The 17,678-nt window shown below is 42.0% G+C and carries 19 protein-coding genes; 11 read left to right on the top strand and 8 right to left on the bottom strand.

The genetic code is table 11. The annotated features are described in order from the left end of the window. Window positions 1–221 precede the first annotated feature (221 nt). From cobA to D0463_RS15415, 5 genes are all read left to right on the top strand, one after another. The gene (cobA, locus tag D0463_RS15435) at window positions 222–1,685 is read left to right on the top strand and encodes a uroporphyrinogen-III C-methyltransferase (protein ID WP_117308275.1); all 1,464 of its coding nucleotides are present in this window, start codon (window positions 222–224) and stop codon (window positions 1,683–1,685) included. A gap of 229 nt (window positions 1,686–1,914) precedes the next feature. After that, on the top strand, window positions 1,915–2,793 hold the full coding sequence (locus tag D0463_RS15430) for a phosphatidylinositol-specific phospholipase C/glycerophosphodiester phosphodiesterase family protein (protein ID WP_216824907.1): 879 nt from the start codon (window positions 1,915–1,917) through the stop codon (window positions 2,791–2,793). Window positions 2,794–2,984: 191 nt separating this feature from the next. After that, complete coding sequence (locus D0463_RS15425; RefSeq protein WP_117308274.1) at window positions 2,985–3,191, top strand: hypothetical protein; 207 nt, start codon at window positions 2,985–2,987, stop codon at window positions 3,189–3,191. 183 nt (window positions 3,192–3,374) lie between these two features. Further along, window positions 3,375–4,589, top strand: coding sequence for an MFS transporter (locus D0463_RS15420; protein WP_174234338.1), 1,215 nt, complete (start codon window positions 3,375–3,377; stop codon window positions 4,587–4,589). 62 nt (window positions 4,590–4,651) lie between these two features. Next, window positions 4,652–5,095 carry a GNAT family N-acetyltransferase gene (locus D0463_RS15415; RefSeq protein WP_117308272.1) on the top strand — a complete coding sequence of 148 codons (444 nt, stop codon included), beginning with the start codon at window positions 4,652–4,654 and terminating at the stop codon, window positions 5,093–5,095. 82 nt (window positions 5,096–5,177) lie between these two features. Here the strand turns inward: D0463_RS15415 and D0463_RS15410 are convergent, their stop codons facing one another. After that, window positions 5,178–5,270, bottom strand: coding sequence for a YjcZ family sporulation protein (locus D0463_RS15410; RefSeq protein WP_117308271.1), 93 nt, complete (start codon window positions 5,268–5,270; stop codon window positions 5,178–5,180). 153 nt (window positions 5,271–5,423) lie between these two features. Continuing rightward, a complete protein-coding gene (locus D0463_RS15405) occupies window positions 5,424–5,672 on the bottom strand; it encodes a YppG family protein (protein ID WP_160118452.1) in 249 nt (82 codons plus the stop codon). 221 nt (window positions 5,673–5,893) lie between these two features. On the opposite strand from D0463_RS15405, the gene D0463_RS15400 reads away from it, so the two are divergent. Then, window positions 5,894–6,763: an NAD-dependent epimerase/dehydratase family protein gene (locus D0463_RS15400; protein ID WP_117308269.1), complete on the top strand. Its 870-nt coding sequence runs from the start codon at window positions 5,894–5,896 to the stop codon at window positions 6,761–6,763. 274 nt (window positions 6,764–7,037) lie between these two features. Beyond that, window positions 7,038–7,415 carry a helix-hairpin-helix domain-containing protein gene (locus tag D0463_RS15395; RefSeq protein ID WP_117308268.1) on the top strand — a complete coding sequence of 126 codons (378 nt, stop codon included), beginning with the start codon at window positions 7,038–7,040 and terminating at the stop codon, window positions 7,413–7,415. Between the two features lie 55 nt (window positions 7,416–7,470). On the opposite strand, the gene D0463_RS15390 is transcribed toward D0463_RS15395, so the two are convergent. Next, a complete protein-coding gene (locus tag D0463_RS15390) occupies window positions 7,471–8,088 on the bottom strand; it encodes a flavin reductase family protein (protein ID WP_254052823.1) in 618 nt (205 codons plus the stop codon). A 96-nt stretch (window positions 8,089–8,184) separates the two neighbouring features. Between D0463_RS15390 and D0463_RS15385 the strand changes: the two genes are divergently transcribed. After that, a complete protein-coding gene (locus tag D0463_RS15385) occupies window positions 8,185–8,871 on the top strand; it encodes an ArsR/SmtB family transcription factor (RefSeq protein WP_117308266.1) in 687 nt (228 codons plus the stop codon). Window positions 8,872–8,973: 102 nt separating this feature from the next. Next, window positions 8,974–9,564 carry a molybdopterin-dependent oxidoreductase gene (locus D0463_RS15380; RefSeq protein ID WP_117308265.1) on the top strand — a complete coding sequence of 197 codons (591 nt, stop codon included), beginning with the start codon at window positions 8,974–8,976 and terminating at the stop codon, window positions 9,562–9,564. A 76-nt stretch (window positions 9,565–9,640) separates the two neighbouring features. Here D0463_RS15380 and D0463_RS15375 read toward each other — a convergent pair whose 3' ends face one another. The 5 genes from D0463_RS15375 to D0463_RS15360 all read right to left on the bottom strand — a co-directional run bounded on the left by D0463_RS15375 (window position 9,641) and on the right by D0463_RS15360 (window position 14,392). Beyond that, the gene (locus tag D0463_RS15375; RefSeq protein ID WP_117308264.1) at window positions 9,641–10,600 is read right to left on the bottom strand and encodes a D-2-hydroxyacid dehydrogenase; all 960 of its coding nucleotides are present in this window, start codon (window positions 10,598–10,600) and stop codon (window positions 9,641–9,643) included. A gap of 134 nt (window positions 10,601–10,734) precedes the next feature. Next, the gene (locus tag D0463_RS15370) at window positions 10,735–11,202 is read right to left on the bottom strand and encodes a GlcG/HbpS family heme-binding protein (RefSeq protein WP_117308263.1); all 468 of its coding nucleotides are present in this window, start codon (window positions 11,200–11,202) and stop codon (window positions 10,735–10,737) included. A 174-nt stretch (window positions 11,203–11,376) separates the two neighbouring features. Next, window positions 11,377–11,529 carry a hypothetical protein gene (locus D0463_RS19480; protein ID WP_160118451.1) on the bottom strand — a complete coding sequence of 51 codons (153 nt, stop codon included), beginning with the start codon at window positions 11,527–11,529 and terminating at the stop codon, window positions 11,377–11,379. A gap of 327 nt (window positions 11,530–11,856) precedes the next feature. Further along, window positions 11,857–12,894 carry an LLM class flavin-dependent oxidoreductase gene (locus tag D0463_RS15365; RefSeq protein WP_117308262.1) on the bottom strand — a complete coding sequence of 346 codons (1,038 nt, stop codon included), beginning with the start codon at window positions 12,892–12,894 and terminating at the stop codon, window positions 11,857–11,859. Window positions 12,895–13,339: 445 nt separating this feature from the next. After that, window positions 13,340–14,392, bottom strand: coding sequence for a lactonase family protein (locus D0463_RS15360; RefSeq protein ID WP_117308261.1), 1,053 nt, complete (start codon window positions 14,390–14,392; stop codon window positions 13,340–13,342). A 316-nt stretch (window positions 14,393–14,708) separates the two neighbouring features. Here D0463_RS15360 and D0463_RS15355 point away from each other — a divergent pair, with 316 nt between their 5' ends. Both D0463_RS15355 and D0463_RS15350 read left to right on the top strand, forming a co-directional pair. Next, window positions 14,709–15,887, top strand: a complete 1,179-nt coding sequence (locus D0463_RS15355; protein WP_117308260.1) for an acyl-CoA dehydrogenase family protein — start codon at window positions 14,709–14,711, stop codon at window positions 15,885–15,887. Between the two features lie 56 nt (window positions 15,888–15,943). Then, window positions 15,944–17,455, top strand: coding sequence for a class I adenylate-forming enzyme family protein (locus D0463_RS15350; protein WP_117308259.1), 1,512 nt, complete (start codon window positions 15,944–15,946; stop codon window positions 17,453–17,455). Window positions 17,456–17,678 lie beyond the last annotated feature (223 nt).

Here is a 17,678-nt window from a genome sequence, read left to right as displayed (position 1 = left end):
GACGTTGATTCATCATCCTTGAATAGACACCGCACGAGAAAATGCGTATGCATTTTCGAGGAGTCTCGAAGATTCCCTTCCCAAAAACAACATTATCGTTTAACAGAGCCTTTAAATAAGGAAGAATAATAAGAAGTTCGGTATAATCAAGGTGCCTGCACTTTTCTTAAGGTAATATGAAAACATCAGGATAATGTTAAACGTGGAAGGAAGTCGTTAAGATGAAGCATGGAAAGGTGTATCTAGTGGGGGCAGGCCCTGGCGATATCGGATTGATCACTGTAAAAGGTCTCGAGGCTATCCGCCGCGCGGAAGTCATCCTTTACGATAGATTAGTAAACCCAAAGCTATTGGAATTTGCGAATAACGACTGTGAACTTATCTATGGCGGTAAGCTTCCCGACCGTCATATTCTCCGACAAGAGACAATCAACGAACTTCTGATTTCCAAGGCATTGGAAGGGAAAATAGTGGTTCGTTTAAAAGGAGGCGATCCAGGTGTATTCGGGCGTGTTGGCGAAGAGGCTGCGGGCTTGGCCGAAAACGGGATTCCTTTTGAAATGGTTCCCGGTATCACATCAGGAATCGCAGCCCCGATGTATGCGGGAATCCCGGTCACTCACAGGGAATATGGCGGATCGTTTGCAATTGTGACGGCTCATGATAAATCCAAAGATGGAAAGCCAAATTTAGACTGGACTTCTTTGGCAAAAGGCATCGATACAATTGCCTTCTATATGGGTGTTGCCAACCTTCCGCATATTTGTGAAAATCTCGTAAAGCATGGGAAATCGCTTGACACACCTGTAATCCTTATTCAATGGGGAACATTGGGCAGACAAAAAACGTTGGAGGGGACACTCTCAACGATTGCTCAAAAAGTGAAAGATGCCAAGTTCAGCAATCCCGCCATCACACTTGTTGGTGATGTCGTATCGATTCGCGGGAAAATCAACTGGTTTGAGAAAAAACCGTTGTTTGGACGTCAAATTTTACTGGCACGGACAGGTACGGAAGAAAGTGCACTTGCAGCTGAACTGCGGGAACAAGGCGCTGATGTGATGGAGTATCCGAAATGGAAACGCGAGGCAGCTCCTGTAAAAGAACAGATCTTGGATCGCATAGACAGCTATGAGAGAATCCTGTTCGGTTCACCTGAAAGTGTAAAGGAATTCTTCGAGCTATTGATTGGTCGCAGCATGGATATCCGCAAAATTAAAGCCGAATTATTTACCAGTTCCATTAAATCAAAGAAAGCCTTGAATGAACGGGGGTTTTCAGCGGAAATCGTAGATAAAATGAATAGTACCGGTAACTTACTGATTATTGGCGATAACACCGTGGAAAGTAATGAGCAATATTTTATGAGCCAATATGGAGAATTTGATATGTTTCAGACCTCGCAAAAGCAGCTTGATGAACAGTTCATCCCTATATTCTTACGCACGCTGGAAGAAGTAAAATTAGATACCATAGTGTTCCCTAGCAGTGCATCTGTACAGCAGTTTATCGAAGGCTTGAAAACAACCAGGCTTAGTGAACAAGAGGTTATAAAGGGTCTCAAAGTGATCTGTATGGGAAATCACACATATGAAACCGCAATCGTAAACGGATTAAAGCCCGACGGCATGCCATCTTCTCCAACTAACGAAGCTCTCGTCGATTTTTTGGGCAAACAGGGCTAATAGAATGGCCATCCAATAATGGAAATTGTCGAAGTATGATTGATCTTTCAAACACCCCAATCGTCTGCTACGAAACTAGAACAAAGAAATTTTTTTCTGGCTCTCACTATGTGAGAGCTTTCTTTATGTAAACACCTTTTTAGAGTTTGTTAACGTTCTGTTAATAGGGTTGTTTTATCATATTTATAAGTTAGGATAAAAATAGTTAATTCGACAGGAGGTAAAAACGATGAAGAAATGGTGGTTGATAATGTCTCTTACTGTTGCTGTGTTCGCCATTCAATTTTCAGCCACGGCAGCCTCAGCCGTGCATCTTAAGAAAGAATCGTCGATTGTACCACTCGCAAAAGCTCACGCTCATAACGATTATGAGCATGAGCGCCCGCTCTATGACGCATTGGAACATGGTTTTACAAGCGTGGAGGCTGATGTTTGGCTGAAAGACGGCGAACTGCTCGTTGCCCATGATCAAATAAACGTGAACCCGGAGCGCACCTTAAAGTCGCTTTACTTGGATCCATTAAAAGAAAGAGTTCATGAAAACCGAGGTTCCGTATACAATGGGACTAATCAGGACTTTTTGCTCTGGATCGACATTAAATCAGAAGATGTGGCTACGTATAAAGAAATTCATAAACAGCTAGCCGAATACAAAAAGATACTGACTAAGTTTTCAATGTCAGGTGTGAAGCAAAGCGCGATTACGGTTATTATTTCAGGAAACCGTCCGCGTGATCTGATGGAAGACCAAAACATTCGTTACGCCACATTCGATGGGCGCATGAGCGATCTTGGAACTAATGTGCCCAATGAATTTATGCCGGTCATCAGTGATAACTGGACGAAGCACTTTATATTGCAAGGCATAGGGGAAATGCCTGAACATGAACGTGAAAAGCTAAATAACATCGTAAAAGAGGCGCATAATCGAGGTCAGATTGTCCGTTTCTGGGCCACTCCAGATAAGGCGCTTTCGAACCGCGAAGCTGTCTGGAATGAATTGTTAAAAGCCGGAGTGGACCTTATTAACACCGACGATCTTGCCGGACTTCAGCAATATCTTCTTGAACATGACCCCAATCCGACGAAACAGCATATTGAATGGTGAATTTGTATTGGTCACAAAACACCATGCAAATCTTAGTAGCAGTTAACTGAAAGCAGTTGGCTGCTTTTCTTTTTTATTAGGAACCAAACCGACACGATTTCATAAAAAGCTAAATATTCATTGAAGATGAAACCGTATTAAAGTAAGCTGATAATAAATGGATATGAATGGAAAACAAGAAGGGTGATCGTATGGATTGGTTAAATTGGTATGACTGGATAACTCCTACAAACCCGTTTGCATCTGTATTCTTCGGTATCTTGCTCTCTATCATCGTGGCATTCAGTTTATGGTTTGAAACAAGAGAGAGGAGAACACAATTAATCGCATTGTTTACCGGCACTCTAGCTTCCGTTATTTTTGTAGCGATCTTGACCTCCTTTGGCTTTTATCAATAATTAAAACGAGTTAGATTGTACGAAAAGTGGCAATGGCTTACTAATGAGCGAAAGCCACTCTATGAATGTCTGCACAATATCCCCCGAATTATACATTAATTTAAAAAAGGAGTCTCATATGATCCAAAGTCCAATTTAAAACATTTCCCAATTCATTTGAATTTCCAAAATAGGGGGATGTTTGTGAAATCAAATCGAAACTTTCGGTTATTAATGTTAGGGCAATCGTTCGCGAATGTTGGCGATGTTTTATATGTCGTCAGTATTATAAGCGTTCTCTATAAAATGACAGCTTCTGCTGCAGTAGCTGCTTTTGTTCCATTTACCATCACGTCTGCTATGTTTGTTTCAAGTTTTTTAATGCCTCTGTTCATCCGGGAATATGAGTTGAAGAAGCTTTTACTGGGCTCTCAAATTGGGAAAACGATCATCTTATTGGTCTTAGCCATATTCATGACCTCATGGTTGCATCCAGCTAATTATCACTTTTTGTTTTTATTGATAGCCGGAGTTGCCTTTCTGGATGGTTGTGCCAATCCGATCAGGCAAACACTCATTCCGCATTACGTCGAAGATGATGAGTTATTGCAAGCAAATGGCCTTTCAGAAACGATCACCCAGCTTATTCAAATGGGCATGTGGATGAGCGGTAGTCTATTGCTGGTCGTGTTCCAACAGAATCAATTAATTTGGTGCACGTTTGGTTTATTTGCTTTCGCTAGTTTATGTCTAAGCCATCTAAAGCGTGTTGAGCATCATGCACCCGTACAGGAAGGTAAGTGGCTTCAATTTACGGTAGGCTGGAAGATGATTAAAGGTATACCACTGCTTAAAGCATTAGCTCAAATGGAATTTCTTGAAGCCGCGGCCAGCACTGTCTGGATAGCCGCGATTCTTTATGTATTTGTGGAGGAAGCCCTGCAAGAAGGTGAACAATGGTGGGGTTTTATTAACGGAGCATTTTTTGTCGGGCTGATAGCAGGAAGTGTTTTATCCATGAGATATTCTTTCTATATAGAGAAACATCGGGGCAATTTCATTTTTGTTGGCGCTTTGTTCGGATTTATAGGGACACTCTTTTTTGGTACTACAAGCAGTCCTTTGTGGGCATTGTTATTGTCAAGCTTTATAGGCTTATTTGGGCAATTGAAAAGCATACCGCAGCAGACTGTTATTCAAACAAGCATTTCAAGAGAACAGCTCGCCGCTGTTTATACGTCTCTAGGTATGATCGGAACAGGGATATTTGGGGCGGGTTCATTATTAATCGGTGTAGTTGCCCATGCATTTGGCGTTCGTTTTGTTTTCTTTTTGTCTGCATTAATGCTTGCCTTATCCAGCTTGATTGCTTACCGAAATAGGAGCCAGTTTTTAAAGAAATCTAATTATGAGGGATAAGTGTATAAGGATAAGGGCTGTTTATCTGCAGCTCTTATTCATGGAAATTAAGGGAGGATTTTATGGAAATCGTGCAGGCTTCAAAAACTGATTTAAAACAAGTACATCCATATACGGAACGAGCCCTTACAGAAGGAACGCTGGGCTATTTTAAGGGCGGAGAAGAAAAGGCGAAAGCCATGATGGAGAAAGTGCTCAGCAGTAATGGGAAACTCCTGGTCGTGAAGGAGTCGGGTCAACTGGCGGGATGGATTCTGTATGGAACTCAGAACGACAGTATGACGGATCTGCAATCAGGTTTTATCTATGAACTATACACACTTAAAGTGTATAGAAAAAAAGGCTACGCAAAGAGATTGATGGAAGCATGTATCCAAGATCTAAACGCGCAAGGTCTTCAAGAAATCAGGCTTGCTGTGTATCAGGGAAATGAAGCCATGGAGCTGTACCACCAGCTTGGATTTAGCGAAACCAGGATTGTTATGAGCAAAAAGATAAGCGGATAGGCAAAAGGGTGTATTCCCGGTCAATCCCAGGAATACACCCTTTCTAAAACATTTTACGATGAAGCTCGTTTATTTAATCGGATTAGTAAACGTAAGCTGCTCCAACGATGATGAGAAGGATAAACAACACAACGATTAACGCGAAAGCACTTCCGCCGTTTTTGTAATCAGACATTCAATCCACCCCTTTCTGGCTTGCTAATACAGAATATGAACAACCTTGAAATTTGTCCGGGCTAATGTAAAAAATAGAAAAATCTCCTAATGAAAGGGCAAGGCGGAAGAACGAGGATGCCCCGGAACTGATTTTATTCTAGCTGTGGACCCACTACTTAATAAACCTTGTGATGAGCGGAATCACATAGGGTCCGACAAAAGGTTTTACTTGATCATACATTCTTTTGGCGTTTTGAGCGGTCCCTGCTATTTTCATATAATCGATATTTCCATCCTCATTGCGGAAATTTGACATAATCCCTGATTTCTCTTGTTTCACCGGTGCACGACGTGAAGGCCCTAGTGAGAAAAAAGCGGGCCTGGGTCTTTGTGGTGGCGGTTGCGGTCTTCTGGAAAACAAATTAAAAACCTCCTTTGCTTTAAAACTTCTCTCACTAATAACTATATGAAAAAGTACACCCCAAAGGTCAGGTACCTGTCCATGGTGACACATAATTGGGTGGCCAGTCTCCTTGTTTTTAAAAGCGAAAAGAAGGAAAGAACGATAATGGTGTCAAAATAGATAATGAAAAGAGCGTTTCTTCGAGGATGAAAATCATTCAATTGGAAGGGGATTGGGGTATGAAGGTGCTTGTGCTTGGCGGTACACGTTTTTTCGGAAAAAGACTTGTTGAATCATTGATTGAGAAAGGTGCGGATGTCACCATTGGTACGAGGGGGAAAACAGCTGACCCATTTGGAATTCATGTGAACCGGCTGGAGCTTGATCGGTTCAACCGGGACTCTCTTAAAGCAGCAGCCGGCAGTGACGAATGGGACATCGTGTATGATCAAATAGGCTATTCCCCTGGTGATGCCAAAAATGCTTGTGAGGTTTTCAAGGATAGAGTCGGTCATTATGTTTTCACCTCCTCACAATCGGTCTATAAAATGTCTGAAACAATTCTTGATGAAGCGGATTTCAATCCATACTCTTATCCTGTAAGTACGGGAGACCGGAATCAATTCACCTATGATGAGGGCAAACGGCTTGCAGAAGCTTTTTTCTATCAAAAATCGCCTTTTCCAGTTACAGCAGTCCGCTTTCCCATTGTATTAGGAGTGGATGATTATACAGAACGCCTGCTGTTTCATGTGAGAAAAGTCAAGGAAGGACAAGAGATTGGCTTAAGCAATTGTAAATCATCTATTTCGTTCATTTCATCTGAAGAGGCAGCGGCATTTTTAGCTTTTGCCGGGGAGAACCCTTTTAATTCCCCGGTTAACGCATGTTCAAATGGTTCTATTGAATTGAAGGAGCTCATGGCACTTATTGAAGAGAAAACGGGAAATACAGCAATCGTAACCGAAAATATAACCGAGGACAACGAATCCCCCTATAATCTGCCGACTTCATGGGTTATCGCTAATGACCAAGCCAAAAAGGCCGGATTTCAGTTTAAGGAATTAAAAGATTGGCTTCCTGTATTGATAGCAGAATTGGCAAGTTAGAAGTGCCGGGAAAGAGAGAAATTTGGTTGCAGCTTGATGGGGATTGTGCCGGCGTCCTTTTTTTTGAGGACTCGCAACAAAATCAGATTTCCCGCAACAAAACAGGGGAAACCTGCAACAAAATCGGATAACTTCGCAACAAAACGATGAAAATCATCTCTACAAGAAAGCGAGTAAAACACTCATAAAGACGACTACTCCCAAACTTCCTTTAACAGCGGAAGAAAGATAAAAATTAAGATCTTTCAAAATAAAATTGAGTCGAATAAAGGATATGGATTTATCTGAACTATCCCGATGTTTGCAATCGACAGAACGAGCTAGATACCTTCAAGCTCTGGCGCAATTTCAAGCAATCCATTCAATCGGTCCAAAGTTAGCTCAAATGGTCATTGAGCTTGGCTATTATTCTCTTGAAGAGATCAAAGGCGAGGAAGGGGCGGAACTACTTAATCGGTTGGAAGCGAAAATCGGTCACTGGGAAGACCCATGCGTAGAAGACTCATTGCGTTGTGTCGTTCACCACGCTAACCATCCAGGCAGTGATAAAAGTTGGTGGCATTTTACTGTTGAAAGGAAAGCGTACCGGGAACAATATGGGTATCCAGCGACCAGACCGACTATTCCTTGGTATGAAGCAAAAGACAAGTAAGGACAAGGTACCATCAAGATGAGGAAAGTTTTTGGAAACCTGAGTATTACTTGTTTCACTGTGCACGAAACGTTTTCCCCAGTTCTTGTCCTAATCCAAAATAATGGCGGAAACTGTAGATAAGAGGATTCCACTTATTCGGATCAATATGTTTGTCATCCATAAGGATATTTTCATGGGCGTGTACGAGTAGGGACTTGGTTTCCACAATGGCAAAATAAGGCGAGTGCCCTGGAACAGTTAGATTTTTAACGGTAGCTTCAATTTGAATCGGGCATTCATCGATTCGGTCTGGTTGAACTTTTTCTGCTGACAGGGGAGTTAGTCCGCTCACGGTGTACTTTTCCCTTTGAAAGGTAAAGCCCAAATCTTTTTTATAATCAGGCACGTCTTCTTTTCCGGTGTAAGGAGCTAATTTTTCTACGTTTGCCCACAAATCTTTATTAGGGACATTAATGACACATTCAGTAGTTCGCTTTAAATTGTCAAATGCTTTCCCGCCAATCCCTATTCCTAGTATGATACAATCACCCAGAGCCCAGGACGACGATATAGGGCTAATATTAGTAGAACCATCTTCATTAAGGGTAGTAAGTAAGACCACCGGTGTTCCATAATATAAAATCTTAGGTTCGATAATCCTTGAATTGTGATTGAACGTCTTTCTTTTCACTACAATCTCTCCTCGTAATAATTTCTTTAAAAACATTGTACTTCCAAATTATTTCAACTATCATCGAAATATGGATTACAATTGGAGGGATTCAATTTGAGCATCAATCAAAATGTGGCAAACATAGCTGCCCTTATAAGCGAGTATTCACGCTCCGCTATCTTAACTGTGTTAATGGATGGAAGATTTCATACAGCGAGTGAATTGTCTTTCATGATCGGTATCACACCTCAAACCATTAGTTATCATCTTTCTAAATTAGTGGAGGGTAACATAATAGCTGTGGAAGGTCAGGGAAGACATCGCTATTTTGGAATTCAGAATCAAGAAGTGGCCCAGATCATGGAATATCTGCTTGCTATCGCACCTCCTGTCGAAATCAAATCACTCAGACAATCTAGAGAAGATAACGCCATACGAATCGCAAGAACCTGCTATGATCATATCGCCGGTAATTTAGGCGTCAAGATAACCGATTCATTGATTAAAAAGAACGTGATAAAACAAAGTGAAAATGAATTTGTGCTTTCAATCGAAGGGGAGCATTTCTTAAATGATTTTCAAATAAAAATTGAAGATGTTATAAAGAAAAGGAGATCTTTTTGCCATAAATGCCTCGACTGGAGTGAAAGGCGTCATCATTTAGCGGGAGCACTTGGGAACGCTCTACTAGAGAGGTTCCTGGAACTTCAGTGGATTTCACGTTCGGTTAATTCAAGAGCTTTGATCATAACTCCTCATGGAAAGAAAGAGATTCAGGATAAGTTCTCGATTGAAATTTAACTGGGGGCAGGAACTCTCGAATAAATGTACTTCCTTGCGCCGACTATGTTTAATCGATATCATGAAGGCATACTAATTTATGCTTTGAAAGGATGATACACCTTGGGAAAACAACTGCCTCCTGGTCAATTCGAAACGGAAAAATGGCCGATCCTGCATCAGGGGGATGTTTATAAATTTAACGAAGAAACATGGAATTTCAGATTGTTCGGAGCTGTGAAAAATGAGGTCACTTTATCTTTTGCTGAGGTGATGAGCCTGCCGAAGACGATTTCTACAGTCGATATGCATTGCGTTACGTCCTGGTCAAAGTTTGATACGACATTTGAAGGGGTCGCTCTAAAGGAGATGCTGAAGCTAGTGGATCTGAATGAGGATGTTACCCATGTACAAATTTATGGATACTATGAGGGAGACCGGTTTGGATATAACGCCAACTTACCGCTGAAAGACCTTCTAGGTGACGACGCTTTGTTTGCATATCGCTGGAAGGACCAAACCCATGACTGGCAAGATCTATCGCCAAAGCATGGTTATCCTCTACGATTTATTCCGCCAGCATCTTTTTATTTATGGAAAGGGACGAAGTGGGTCTCGGGCATTCGCTTTATGAACGTTAACGTAGCCGGCTTTTGGGAACAGCTTGGTTATTCTATGTCAGCGAATCCTTTTAAAGAGGAAAGATATAGCTAAGATTATTGAAGTTGTCCAATAATAAGAAGAGGGCGGATTCAGCAATAGAATCTGCCCTCTCCTGGACAACTTTACCTTAGTATCCCTTTGTATAATCGACCAGGTTAACGGAAGGTTTGTTTCCTTGAAGATAGTCTTTCAGGTTCGGTATGAATATGTTTTCGAGTACCCTTTGGTCATAATACTCGGTGGAGCCGGCGGTATGAGGGGTGATGATCACATTATCGAGCTCCCATAACGGGCTTTCTTCCGTCAATGGCTCTTTTTCAAAGACATCAAGGCCTGCCCCTGCGATCTCCCCGTTCTTTAACGCATCAATGAGCTCTTTTTCCACGACTGTTTCTCCACGGCCAATATTGATAAAAAAGGCTGTTTTTTTCATTTTTTTAAATTCTTCCGACCCGAATAAATGATGGGTTTGTTTTGTATGTGGGAGAGTTACCACGACATAATCACACCGGGGAAGTATGGAATGAAGTTCTTTCCCGGTGGACATTTCATCGACGAATTCTTCAGGCATGCCAGAATTCCTGATGCCTAATACAGTCATCCCAAAGGCTTTTGCGATTTTGGCCGTTTCCTTGCCTATCACTCCTACACCAATGATCCCGATTGTCTTCCCGTGAATCTCCAGCTTCATGCTAGCATTATGCCAGATTTTTGAGCTTTGATTCCTTACATATGTATGGATCTTCCTCGTCCATGCAAGCATTAACCCAAAGATTGTTTCTGAGATGGGGAAGGCATGGACTCCGTTTGCACTGGTCAGTATCACATTCCTGGACTCTAATGTTTCCAGTGGCAAAGAGTCGATCCCGGCACTCCATGTTTGCAGCCATCGAAGCGAGGATTGACCATCCAGCTTGTCTTTCATCCCTTTTTTCCAGCCTGCGATGATTTCGGCATCTTGAACATGATTGTTCCAAACTTCAGAATCTCTTCCTGTTATAATCGTCCATTTGGGAATGATTTCCTTTATTTGATTGATAAAGTTTTGATCAATATTATGGGAAATGACTAGCGTCCTATTCTTCATAAGCAGTCTCCTCATGTAAGGTTTATTATAAATATACGTCAATTTAATGGAAATTTCTATGAAATTGAGACTCTTATATTTATGTAAATGGAAAGAGCACACCTACATAACAAAATAGGTGGCTCCCAAAAAAATTAATAGAAAGGTGAGTCATGTGGAGTGTGGTGAGGATAATGCGAATGTGTGAGTCCGTAGACATTCTCAAACATTTGAACTGCGGCCATTGCGACCTCTAAGTCGTTGGCAACCGTGTCACCGCTGACGCCGACTCCGCCGACAATCTTTCCATCCTTCATAAGGGGAATTCCACCGCCAATCACAACCACACGTCCATGGTTCGTAGTGTTGATTCCATACAATTCCGCGTTAGGGACAGACAGTTTAGCTAATTTTAAAGTTGGCATTTTCATTGAAACGGCGGTCCATGCCTTATTTTTTGAGATATTGATACTGGCTATCGCCGCATCATCCATCCGGTGACTGGCGATTAAATTTCCGCCTTCATCGACAATGGAAATCACCTCAGAAATGCCAAGCTCATGCGCGCGCCTTTCCGCAGCTTTCAAAAGTTTTTTTGCAACGTCCAACGTTATTTTTATCATTAAAACCCGCTCCTTAAAAATGAATCTTCCATGGTTCTATCCACGAACCCATCTTATGTACCTACTCATTTGTCTGTGTTTGGTCATCAATAATTTAAAGCACAACATAAAGGAGGGAAGACTTTTACATAAAGAAAAGCCCATACCATTTAGGTATGAGCTTTCCATTTTCAATTAAAAATACATTTCTGATGAATAACCATCGGAACTGCGTCCTGTTCTCCAAATATAACGGTTATCTACCAGACTTCCTTTTGTTATCCAAACATATTTCTTCTTCGAATGAGAGGTGCTCAATACACGTTTTGAAGTCGCTGTAAAACTCATGTTTTCCAGTCCCTCCTCATTGGTATTGACTTTAGCTGATATTTAGATGCCTGAGTTCAGGCCCTAACGCTACGTCCATCGGTTTGTCACCAATGTCCCTTTCGTCAGTCTGACAAATCTTGAATGTACCTTAGTCAATACGAATCTTGAAGTCGCTGTTAGATCTTCCAATTTAACCAGTCCCTTCATGTTGTATTGCCTTACATTCTTAGTATTCCCGCTTTTTAACAATAAAAACTACTTATTCATTATTAAAAAGTGGATGAATGACCAGAATTATCCAGAAGAAGAAGGGTCGTATGTTAAATCAATTATCCTTCTTATTCGTTACTTAGAAGAGACTGTTTTCATACCAGTAATTTCTGAAATGATTTCAAAGGATCGCAAGCGATCAAAATGGTCAAAGATCGAAGCGTTAATAATCATTTCGTCGGCTTGCGTTTCATCTAAAAATGCTTGTAATTTTTCTTTTACCGTTTCCGGACCGCCGATAATGGACGAACCCAGCTGTTGTTCGAGAGCAGCTTCTTCATAAGGTGTCCAAAGTTCATCCATGCTGTCAACCGGCGGTTTGATTTGCCCTGGAGTATTGCGGATCAGGTCCAAGAATTGTTGCTGCATGGAAGTAGCAAGGCGTTTTGCTTTTTCTTCACTATCCGCTGCAATTACGTTTACCCCAACCATCGCGTACGGCTTGTCAAGAAATTCAGAAGGGCGAAAATTGTTCCGGTACAATTTCAACGCACCTAATGTATTATTCGGTGAAAAGTGGCTCGCGAAAGAAAACGGAAGGCCAAGCTGCCCCGCTAATTGTGCGCTAAAACCGCTTGAACCCAGCAGCCAGATAGGAATATTCAAACCTTCACCCGGAACCGCCCTGACATGCCTATTCGAAGCTAGGGCTGGTTTGAAGTAGGAGCGTAATTCTTCTAATTGTTCAGGGAAATCCTCTCCATTACTCGTTTTATCACGGCGAAGAGCATAGGCTGTCAGTTGATCGGTACCCGGTGCGCGACCGAGGCCCAGATCGACACGCCCAGGAAATAGCGACTCCAAAGTACCGAATTGCTCGGCAATGACAAGCGGGGCATGATTCGGCAACATGATGCCGCCGGAGCCTATACGGATTTTCGAGGTGCCTGCGCCCACATGGCCAATCACTACGGAAGTGGCAGAGCTTGCAATCCCGGTCATGTTATGATGTTCAGCGAGCCAGAAACGGGTATAGCCCCATTTTTCAACATGCTGAGCAAGATTGAGCGTATTCTGCAAAGATTCAGATACACTGCCGCCGACTACAACAGGAGCGAGATCGAGCACGGAAAATTTGATATCAGTTAATTGCTTTGAATTTTCACTGGACATACTTCCAACTTCTTTCTGTTAGATTATTTTTTGATGATGAAAGGGAGAATCAATTAATACTTTCCAATTACTTTGTATTAAAATAAGCTTAATTTTATAAACTTTGACTGAAGTCGAGCTACGACGTACAGGACGTACAAGTGCCGACGTCGCCACACGATGTGGCGATCTTAGTCGGCCAGCGCCAGCCCCTCGGGTCATAAGTCAAACCACTGTGGTGGCTGAGGAACTGCCTCCTCGCGGTTCGTCTCATATCTGTCGGACTTGCCCAGGATGGGCTGGCATCGACGTTTGCCACATGATGTGGCAGATTTTAGTCGATGTTCCACACTTGGAGGGCGCTTCCGCTTTTCAAGCAAGTTGACCAAATTATATCGGTTAAAAAAAGGATGAGCAATGAAACTGCTCATCCAAGATACGATTATTTTATGGAAATGATGAAAAATTAAACATTCAAAAACTTAACGCAAACTGGATAAGGCACGTGTACATCTGATTGAAGCAAGGTAAGTTTCCCTGTTGCTTCATCTCTCGAGTACAGGACGAGGTTATGAGATTCCTGGTTGGTTGCTACAACAAATTTCCCGGATGGATCCAACACGAAATCACGCGGCCAATTCCCTTCGGTAGAAGTATGTTCAACAAAAGACAGTTCACCAGTCTCTTCATTTACTGAAAATAGTGCAATGCTGTCATGGCCACGATTACCGGCGTAGACAAATTTTCCGTCTAAAGAAATGTGAATAGCACTGCCCTGGTTATTCTCTGTAAAATCTTCAGGAATGGTAGAGATATATTGAAGTTCAGTAAAGCTGCCGTCTTCTGAATTGTATGTTAAACCAATCACTTCGTTGCTAAGCTCTGTCATGATATAGGCATATTTTCCGTTTGGATGAAAAACGAGATGCCTCGGTCCGCTTCCGGCTTTGACCTCGAGTGAATGAACTTCGGTTAATTGACCGTTATCGTGTTTATATGTAATCAGCTTGTCGATGCCTAAATCCACAACCGCGACATATCTTTCATCAGGGGTAAAGCCAGCATAATGTACATGCGGCTTTTCTTGCCTTTCTTTATTCGGTCCTGTGCCCACATGTTGGATAACGGACATAACAGGGCTGAGTGAACCTTCCTTGTCCTCAATGCGAAAAGATTCAACGGTTCCTTTATGATAATTCGCTGTTACAACAGTAGCCTTTTCGCTATCAACGCTTACATGGCAAGGGGATGCTCCGGCTGATACTTGCGTGTTTGTGAGAGATAGCTCTCCAGTAGTAGTATCGATTGAAAAAGCTGCCGCTCCGCCGAATTCTCTTTGTTTGGCTACTGCAAACAAGTTTTTATTGTCGTTGCTGACAGTTACGTATGTAGGGTTTTCCAGTTCCGCGGCCAATGTTGTCCCGCTTAACTTTTCGTTATCTGTATCGAGGGTGAAGGTATAAATGCCTTTGCTGTCGCCTTTGGTATACGTTCCAACGTAGCCAATGAATTTTGTCATGATCTCTCCTCCTGTACATTTCTAATGTTAGTTTATCATAAGTCAGAAGTTTTCATCATTTCAGGACTTGGACCTAAACACAGTTTTAACTACTAGCCGAAAATAAGAGGATATTACTAATAAATGTAGAAAGTGAAATGATAGAGTGCAGGCATAATCATATAAAGGGAGGGAAGGAGAAATTATTTTCATAACATGCCTGGCGATACTCCAACACTAAATTTGCCACATTTAAAATTTTGTAACCGCTTTCAAAAATACTTCTCTGCAAGAACTTCCATCATAAAAGCTAAAATGAAAACTGGGAGGATGAAAAATGGCTGAAGCCCTAACTATCCAATCTCAAAAAAACTCACGTCCTTTTTTAAATGAGGATCATGTCTTATTTCAGCAATCTTTACGTAAATTTCTCGAAAAGGAAGCTGTTCCTTTTTTCGACCAATGGGAGAAAGACGGGCTGGTACCACGATCGTTTTGGAAAAAGGTTGGAGATAATGGCTTCTTATGTCCATGGATTGATGAACAGTATGGAGGGCTAGGAGCGGATTTTGGTTTTTCCGTCATACTTGCGGAGGAACTGGGCCGGGTTGGTGCAGGTTTGGGAGGAATCTCCCTGCATTGCGACATTGTTGCTCCTTATATCGATTCATTTGGGACAGAGGCACAAAAAGAAAAATATCTTCCATTATTTTTAACCGGTGAAATGATCTCGGCTATCGCCATGACCGAACCCGGGGCCGGATCTGACCTGGCGAATATTCAAGCGACAGCGGAAAAAAAGGATGGCCAATATATAATAAATGGTACCAAAACGTTTATTACGAATGGCTACCAGGCTGACTTTATTATCGTTGCCGCAAAGACAGATCTACATGCAAAACCTGCCCATAAAGGGATCAGCCTATTTTTGATTGAAAAGGATACGCCCGGTTTTTCACGTGGGAAAAAACTTGAAAAAATCGGCCAGCATGCATCCGATACAGCCGAATTGTTTTTCGAGAATGCGATCGTCCCGACGGAAAACTTAATTGGGGAAGAAGGAATGGGATTCTTTTATCTAATGCAAAAGCTGCAGCAAGAGCGACTTCTTTGCGCTATCGGTGCCCAATTGTCCGCCGAAGATATGCTATTTTTAACGCTTGCCTACATAAAAGAACGGGAGGCGTTTGGAAGAAAAATAAGCCAATTTCAAAATACCCAGTTTGTGATTGCGGAAATGGCAACGGAAATCCAGCTTGGGCGGACTTTTGTAGATGACCTTATCGTAAAACATATACAAGGAAAAGATATCGTCACCGAAGTATCGATGGCAAAATATTGGATCACTGAAATGGCTAAAAGAGCGTCCGGAAAATGCATGCAGCTTCATGGCGGTTACGGGTATATGGAAGAGTATAAGATTGCCCGCCGGTACCGGGATATTCCGGTCACAACCATCTTCGCAGGTTCGAACGAAATCATGAAGGTAATCATTGCGAAGAATCTCGGACTATAGATCATTAAGCAATTCAGTTAAAACAGGTTCTTATAAAACAGTGGAGGTTATGGATTATGAATATTGTTGAATTGTTATCATCAACAGTGGAACGTTTACCAGATAACCCAGCCATACATTTTAAGAATGAGATTTTAACATATAAGGAATTACATCAAAAGGTTTTTCAAGCAGCCGCGGCTCTGCGAAGTCTCGGCGTAAAAGAGAGTACAAATGTCGCTCTCATGATGTCCAACCGACCAGAGTATATCATTACCTATTTCGCACTACTGGCAAACGGAGCCACGGTGGTTCCTATCAATCCATTATTTAAAGAACAAGAAGTAACGTATATCCTGAATGACTCGGAATCTGAATTCCTGATTATCGAAGAATTGTCACGCCAGGTTATCGAAAATGTAAGACATCAGTTTCAAAGTATAAAAGAGATTATTTATTATGGAGACCAAGAGCTTTCTGGATATTTGAACTGGAAAGAGTTGTTGCAGCACTCCCCAAGCTCGCAGCCTGTACAACGCAAATCAATGGACACGGCCCAGATTATTTATACTTCTGGGACAACAGGCAATCCGAAAGGTGCGATGATTAGCCACTCTAACTTAAATTGGATGGCAATTACGTCCGCGGTTTTTAGTGAGATAAAACCAGGGGATCGAATTTTGTGTGTATTACCGTTATTCCATGCCTATGCAAAGCTTCAAGGGTTTCTTTCACCGATCTCTCACGGGGCGACGATTTATTTGGAGGAGCGGTTTGAACCTGTTTCGATTTTGGACTCAATCGCTAGTCACAAGATTACTGTGTTTCTAGGTGTCCCAACCATGTATGCGATGTTCGTTCAATCTCCCAATATCACAGAATTGGATTTTTCAAATCTGCGGATTGCCGGCTCAGGAGGAGCGAGTATTCCGGTCGAAATTATCGAGAAGGCAAACCGTTTAATGGGTGTGGAGATAGCAGAAGGATATGGGATGACCGAGAGTACGGTCATGTTAACCGCAACCCCCGCAAGCGCGGAGAAAAAACATGGCTCCGTCGGTTTGCCCCTTCCAGGTGTAGACTTAAAGATCATCGACCCGGAAGGAAACACGATACCGCCAAAAGCGGTTGGCGAAATTGTTTTTAGAGGGCCAAACGCCATGAAAGGCTATTATAAAAAACCGCAGGAAACGGAAAATACGATTAAGAACGGATGGCTGTACACCGGGGATCTTGCGTACCAGGATGAAGACGGATATATTTTTATTGTCGACCGTAAAAAAGACTTAATCATACGTGGTGGCTATAACGTCTATCCAAGAGAGATTGAAGAAATTCTGTATACCCATCGGGAGGTAGTCGAATGTGCAGTAATTGGCAGGCCGGACCCTTTATTAGGCGAAAAAATCGTCGCATATATCGTTACTAAGACTAGCCAAAACGAAAAAGATCTTCAGGATTTCTGTAAAGAAAAGCTGGTCCATTATAAAGTCCCTGACTATATTAGCTTTATCGATCAACTGCCGAAATCGGGAACCGGCAAGATTTTAAAAACCGCTTTGAAAAAGCAAGATAAAAATTTTGCATGAAATAACTTGGGTTCAGAGGTCATCAATCCAAACAGCGGATGATTTATCTAACTCACTCAGGCGATAAATCCATTAGATTAAATGAACGGTCTTTCAATAAGACCGTTCAGACTGTAGACAAACTGGATGAAATCGAGTTTGCCTGCAGTTATTTTTTATTTGGCCTGTTAATGGGGTCTGTTGATTTCCGTTCCAGGCGCTTCGCGCACCTTAGGGGCGGGCG

The sequence above is a fragment of the Bacillus sp. V59.32b genome (assembly GCF_003429085.1).
GTDB lineage: Bacteria > Bacillota > Bacilli > Bacillales > DSM-1321 > Peribacillus.
The sequence above is the reverse complement of the archived record's forward strand: the minus strand, read 5'-3'. Positions and strand labels throughout refer to the sequence as shown.